At 49.2% G+C, this 6,704-nt stretch carries 4 protein-coding genes and 1 rRNA gene; 1 reads left to right on the top strand and 4 read right to left on the bottom strand.

The genetic code is table 11. The annotated features are described in order from the left end of the window. A 16S ribosomal RNA gene (locus L1285_RS17200) occupies positions 1 to 96 on the bottom strand; the annotation flags it as partial. A gap of 670 nt (positions 97 to 766) precedes the next feature. Then, positions 767 to 1,099 (bottom strand): hypothetical protein, encoded by a 333-nt coding sequence (locus tag L1285_RS17195; RefSeq protein WP_125719277.1) that lies wholly within the window; start codon positions 1,097 to 1,099, stop codon positions 767 to 769. 275 nt (positions 1,100 to 1,374) lie between these two features. Between L1285_RS17195 and L1285_RS17190 the strand changes: the two genes are divergently transcribed. Next, the gene (locus L1285_RS17190) at positions 1,375 to 2,292 is read left to right on the top strand and encodes a DMT family transporter (protein WP_235413369.1); all 918 of its coding nucleotides are present in this window, start codon (positions 1,375 to 1,377) and stop codon (positions 2,290 to 2,292) included. A 53-nt stretch (positions 2,293 to 2,345) separates the two neighbouring features. Here L1285_RS17190 and L1285_RS17185 read toward each other — a convergent pair whose 3' ends face one another. Continuing rightward, positions 2,346 to 5,492 carry an efflux RND transporter permease subunit gene (locus L1285_RS17185; RefSeq protein WP_235413368.1) on the bottom strand — a complete coding sequence of 1,049 codons (3,147 nt, stop codon included), beginning with the start codon at positions 5,490 to 5,492 and terminating at the stop codon, positions 2,346 to 2,348. Between the two features lie 11 nt (positions 5,493 to 5,503). Continuing rightward, positions 5,504 to 6,667, bottom strand: coding sequence for an efflux RND transporter periplasmic adaptor subunit (locus tag L1285_RS17180; protein ID WP_235413367.1), 1,164 nt, complete (start codon positions 6,665 to 6,667; stop codon positions 5,504 to 5,506). Positions 6,668 to 6,704: the final 37 nt, after the last annotated feature.

Below are 6,704 nucleotides of genomic sequence, written 5' to 3'. Positions count from 1 at the left end.
TCATCTTCTAGCAAGCTAGAAATGTTACCGCTCGACTTGCATGTGTTAGGCCTGCCGCCAGCGTTCAATCTGAGCCATGATCAAACTCTTCAATTAAAAGTTTTTTGAAACCGAAGTTTCGTGCTCAATGAATTCTGATTTTGATTCTTTCGAATCGAATTGACTGCTATAGTCACTCAGTTCAGTTGAGACTCTAAATTTTTGTGCGTCATTCAGTAAAACTGAAATCCGCTGTTAGAACTCAATCTGTACGAGTGCCCACACAGATGATTGCTTCATATTTTTAAAGAACAAAGTAACTAACCTTGGTTAGTTACCGCAGCCTTGCTGCGAAGTGGAGCGCCATATTAACCGCTTCACTTTTAAAGTCAACTAGAAAATTTAATTTTCTTAATTAAGCTTTCCGTTTGGCTTTCCCTTCACTTGGCTCGTTGCTTTTCAGCGTTCTACGTCGTAGCGAGCGCCCCGTGTCGGTGGATGCGCATTATAGGGAAATCGAAACTCAGCGCAACCCCTTTTTTGAAGAAAAGTGAGAAAAACAGTGCATTCGAATAAAATTCATACCAAACCAGGTATTTTCCACTAAAACCAGGTTAAATTAGATTCGATATGAAGCAAAAGATAGGTGTGTAGAGCTGCCCAGCGGATAATTAACGGTACTAGCAGAGACCATAAAGGAAGGAGGTATGTCGAAAAACACAGAAGTATGTACCACTACCAAAGACTTCTTAACGACATAGATCAGTTTCTCTTATGATGCGCTCGACTAACAAACCGCATCATAAAAGTATCGCTTGTGCTTTTTTGCTGAAACACCGGACTGTTCTACTTCCATCATATTATTGTCATCAAGACAGACCTGAAACTCATTACAACCAGTCACCGCACTTAATGGCATAACCAGTTTAGGATTAGACCAGGAATCACCGAAACCAACTTCCAGTTCATGGAGGTCCTCAAATTCAGCTGACAGCTTATAGGAAGAGCCCGGAAAGATCTGCGTCAGGGTAAGCGCTTTGATCTCTCCTTTTTGACATAGAAATGCAAAAATTGGCTTTGATGTTTTGTTTTCGTATGTAACGGCAATATTTGTAATCACGGCGGCATTCTCTGACTGAATAATCTATGTGCAAACTATAGATTTCTGACAGATAAAAGCAATTACGGGCCATTACAGTGCGTACCCCAATTCTATACTAGTTACTGACATGCCGCCTGAGCTGATTAAACTGCCATAACACATTCAGGATCTGCCAGTTGCCCGACTTTTTCTTATATAAATGCATATAAATGTTTATAATTTATCGCCCCATTTTTAGCTAAATTTGCTACGCTAGCGAATCCAAAAGAACGACTAAAATCGAAAGGACTATCATGTCGACCACAACGTGCCAAGACCAGCCTAACGACTCCCCTATCTTACTTGCGCTGATCTGTGCCATGCTTTTTTGGGGCATGAGCTGGATCTCCGGAAAAATAATCGCCGACGTGGCTCCGGCTCAGGTCACCGTATTCTACCGATTGTTTCTGGCTGCTATCAGCATGCTCCCGATTATGTGGTTAATGAACAGGCTCAAACTACTGAGCCTGCAATATGATAGACGCGCGCTAGCCTGGTCGTTACCCGCGGGCATTTTGCTGGCAGTATACAATGAGTTGTTTTTTCTCGGGCTGGCCGACGGACTCCCTGGCAAGGGCGGTATGCTGGTCACGACCTCAAATCCAGTGTTTACCTTTATTCTGAGTGCCGTTTTACTGGGCCAAGCCATTAACCGACGTCAGGGCGTTGGACTTGCATTGGGTTTGGGCGGCGGACTGCTGATGATTGAGGTGTGGCATTTCAATCTCGAACAAATATTGGCAGCGGGTAATCTGTACTTTATTCTTGCTGCGCTGACCTGGGCCTTTCTAACGTTAATCAGCCAGCGTGGCACCCGCTATGCGGATTTCATTACCTTTAGCACACTCATGTATTTTTGGGCCTCATTGATCAGTTACGGGTTTGCGTACAAGCACGCTCCGTTCACCAGTGCCGCACAGTATCCCGCGTATTACTGGTACCATTTACTCTTTTTGTCGATTGTTGTGGTGAGTATTGCCACCAGCGTATTCTTTTTAGCAACACAAAAGCTTGGTCCCAACCGCTCAAGTTCTTTTGTCTTCGTCGTGCCGGTTACCGCGATGGGATTGTCGGCCTGGTACTTTGGTGAGCGACTCAGCCTGGGGGTTGCAGTGGGTGGTGCTTGCGCTTTGTGCGCGGTCTATTTACTGAATAAAAAAGCGTCGGGTTAAACTGTCAGAGGACAAAGCCGACTCTCAGATCGGCTTTGTGATTATCATCGCGACTAATTGATGTCCTTCTTTAAGTTTGCAGCACTGAAACGTTCAAATAAAACGGGCAGTACGAACAAAGTCAGCAAAGTTGAAGTAAACAAACCACCGATAACCACACTGGCTAAGGGTTTCTGAACCTCTGAGCCAACGCCCGCTGATAACAAAATTGGCATGAGTCCCAGTGCGGAGGTAAGCGCAGTCATCAATACCGGGCGCAACCTTGAAGCGGCCCCTTCTTGAATGGCCATAGCTCTGTCCTCTCCAGCGGCAATGCGCTGATTAATACTCTCTACCAGCACCACCGCGTTTAACACAGCAACACCAAATAAAGTAATAAATCCTACAGACGCCGGAACTGATAAATATTGCCCGGACAGGTATAAAGAAAAGATCCCTCCAATCACTCCCAGTGGAATGCTCAGCATAACCAGAGCCGCCTGGCCTGGCGAATTAAAGGTCACGAACAGCAGCAAAGCCATCAGTAACAGGGCACAGGGCACGACCAGTGCTAATCGCTTTTGGGCACGCTGCTGACTTTCAAACTGCCCCCCAAATTCAATGCTATAGCCTGGCGGCAGTGATAATGCGCTATCCATCTTCGCTTTAATATCCGTGACAACACTGCCCATATCTCTGTCCGAAACATTGGCTTGCACAACAATTCTGCGCTGCACGTCATCACGGCGGATCTGTACCGGACCTTCGGCAAACTCAACGTTTGCCACTTCTTTTAAGCTCACCCAGGCACCTGTGGGTGACAGCAGCCTGAGAGATTCAATTGCAGCGGGGTTGCGCCTGGCCGGTTCAGCCAGCCTGACGTAAATGTCATACCTTTCATTGCCATTGACTATCTGGCCTGCTGCGCTGCCCCCTAAACCACTGCTGACCAGCTCCATTACATCATTAACGGAGAGCCCGAAACGCGACAACGCCTGCCTGTTCGGTGTGATCACCAGTTGTGCCTCTCCACTTAACTGCTCCAATGCCACATCCGTGGTGCCCGATACTGCCTTTACCAGATGCTCAAGTTCTTCCCCTTTTTGCATCAACACCGCCAAGTCGGGTCCGAATAATTTAATGGCAAGCTGAGCTTTAACGCCTGACAGTAGCTCATCAACACGCGTTGCTATCGGCTGAGAAAAGTTAAAAAGTAAACCCGGATGAACCGCAAGCGCCGCTGCCATTTTTTCTTGCAAGGCAGCGCGTGTATGGGCATTTTTCCACTGTTCAACAGGTCGCAGCCCGATGTAGATTTCGATATTGCTCACAGGCTCAGGATCGCCCCCCAGCTCAGGGCGGCCAATGCGGCTCAATGCATAAGTAACTTCTTCAAATTCCAATAACGTTTGTTCCAGTTTAGGTGCAACCGATAAGGCCGTATCCAGACTAGCCGAAGGTGCCAGCGTTACACGCAAATTCAGCGTTCCTTCTTCCAGCTCCGGAACAAACTCAGTGCCAATTTGCGTCAGCGTGTATATCGCGAACATAAACAGCACCGAGATTGCACTAAGGAGTGCTTTGCTGTAGCGCTGCGCTTGCTTCAGTAGCTGACGATAATACGCTTCGACCTTATCTAATACCGGATTACGCCTCGCTGGTTTGCGGCTTTTCAGCAAGTAGCAGGCCAGGGGCGGCACGACCAGTAAGGCAATGACCACGGCGCACACCATGGCCAACATAATGCTGGTTGCCATGGGCACAAACAGCTTGGCCTCAACGCCCTCGAATGAAAATAAGGGCAAAAAAACCAGCAGGATAATTGCAGAGGCAAAAAAGATAGGCCTAGCAACATCCTTTGCTGCTAAGCTCACCAGTTCATGAAACGGTCTGACGGCACTGCCGGGTGATGTCGACGACTGAGCGTGTCGTTGCAAGATACGCTCAACCATAACCACGGAGCCATCGACCAGCATACCTATGGCTACCGCCAATCCACCGAGTGACATTAAATTGGCCGACATGCCCATCACAGACATCAGCCCCAAAGCCAGAATGATGGCCGCAGGTACGGAAAGTATAACCAGTATTGCCGCACTCAGATTAAGTAAAAACAACACCAGCACCACGGCAATAAACACGAAGGCCAGCAATAGCGCCTGGGCGACTGTGCTCACGGCCTTGTCGATCAGCATGCTTTGATCGTAAAACGGCACAAATTTAACATCCTGCGGCAGAGCCCGGTTAATCTGAGTCACTTTGTTGTTGATCCCGTCAATGGTCGCTTTGGTGTTGGCACCCATACGTTTGAGTACGATCCCACTGACAACCTCCCCCATCGGCCGCTGTTTGTCTGCGTTGTCTCGCCGGGTCATGGTTACTGCACCCTGGCGGATCTCACCTCCAAGTTTAACCTGTGCAACATCACTCACCCGCACTACTGTGCCATTATCTGTCTTGACGGGCACCTGGCGAATTTGCGCCAGGCCCGCTTCACCACTTGCAAACCAGCCAACCCCTCGGATCACCAGTTGCTCCTGACCCCGCTCAAGATACCAGCCACCAGCATTACGGTTATTATCCATAAGGGCTTGCTGAACCTGCGCCTGGGTAAGTTCGTAGGCCAGTAAACGTGCAGGATCTACATCCACCTGATATTGCTTAACCTGCCCACCAAATGACAGTACGTCGGTCACCCCTTCTACCGGCATCAGCAAACGTTTAACCACCCAGTCATTAAGGCTTCGCAGCGCCATCTCGTCAAAATCCGAGCCGGGCTCTGCCACCAGCAGATATTGATAGACCTGACCCAGCCCGGAGGTATTGGGGCCCATATCCGGTGTTCCAACGGAATCCGGGATCAGTGAACGGGCAGCCTGGAGCCGCTCAAACACCAGCTGTCGGGCAAAGTAAATATCTGTGCCCTCCTTAAACACCACGGTCACCCCGGATAATCCGGTTTTCGACACTGAGCGCACCTGCTCAACATCCGGTAGCGCATACATCACCGCCTCAATAGGATAAGTGATCAATTGCTCCACTTCCTGAGCCGCTAATCCGGGCGCTTCAGTATTGACAGCAACCTGAATATTGGTCACATCCGGAAAAGCATCCAGATCCAGGCGAGGTATTTGCCAAAGTGCCGCCGTCAGAGTCATAAGCGCCAGCAACAGCACCAGAGCACGGTATGCAATTGCACCTCGAATGAGTTTATTTAGCATCTTTCTCGCCCTCAGTGATTGTGTGGATCAAAGCCACTTTTGGCCAATTCGGAAGCAACAAAGAATGCCCCTTCAATAACCACCCTGGCACCAGATTCAATCATCTGCGAGGACGATACAGGCTCAATAATGACCCTATCTCCTATCTGCTTGTTGCGCAGCACAGGAGTGGCAATAAACTCACCCGCCTCATGTTCCACAAATATTTGCCACTGACCGTCAGCGCCCCGGACCAAGGCTGATTCAGGCACCGCGATAACCGCTTTTGCGGTGTTAAACATAAAATGCGCACTGACGAACATCCCCGCATGTAAGGTGTCGTCCGGGTTGTCTACCTCAAGGCGAACAACCCGGGTACGCGTTAGTGGATCCAGGGTATGCCCCTGCTGGATCACCTTTGCCGGATAACGCCGAAGATTATATTCAATCTCAACGGGGGTGCTGGTATCAATCGGGCTTTGCTGTGTAGCAGCCAGCCTGACTTCGACCCACAGGGACGATTCATCAGCAAGTTTCATAATCGCCTCTCCAGGCTCAAAGCGCTGGCCCTGAGCAAAATTATCCGCCAGAACAATCCCGCCACGCTTTGCAGTCAAAGTGTATATGCCCAGCGACTGAGTCTCTTGTAACTGGCTGACATCAGACGGGCTCATCCCCATTGCAAATAACTTACCCTGTGTTGCCTTAAACCGGGCTTTGGCTTCAACCTGCTGATTTTCGCTCAGGCTCGTATCGGTTAATTTTGCGAACCGCTGCCACTGGCTGGCAGCAATAAGATAATCTGCCTGCGCCTGCGCCATATCCTGGCTAAATAGGGTAACCAGCTTATCGCCCGGCTCAACTATCTGGCCCAATACGGCATGACGGCGCTCAATGACAGAATCAATCCGCGGCGTTACCACATAGCTGGTGTAACTGTTGGCCTTAAGTTCGCCCGGTGCATAAAGTGGCATGCGTTCATATGTAGGCTGGATTGTCTCCAGTTTAAGGTTGATCTTTGCTTGCTGGGCTTGATTAAGCAGCACACTTTGTGCATGAGACTGCGCAGCATAAGCAGCACCGGCAGGGCGGTGTTGTTCGGTATGGTTGTGGTCTTGGTCGGCACTTAAACCCGCATTGACCCTCAGTGATATCAGTAGTAATCCAGCTGCACAGCTAAAAATACGTTTGTTCATGGTTATCTAAACCTCTTAATTCGTGGCTTGTCACACA

The sequence above is a fragment of the Pseudoalteromonas sp. DL2-H2.2 genome (genome assembly GCF_021532535.1).
GTDB lineage: Bacteria > Pseudomonadota > Gammaproteobacteria > Enterobacterales > Alteromonadaceae > Pseudoalteromonas > Pseudoalteromonas rubra_A.
Note: the sequence above shows the minus strand (reverse complement) of the source record. Positions and strands in the feature narration are given on the sequence as shown.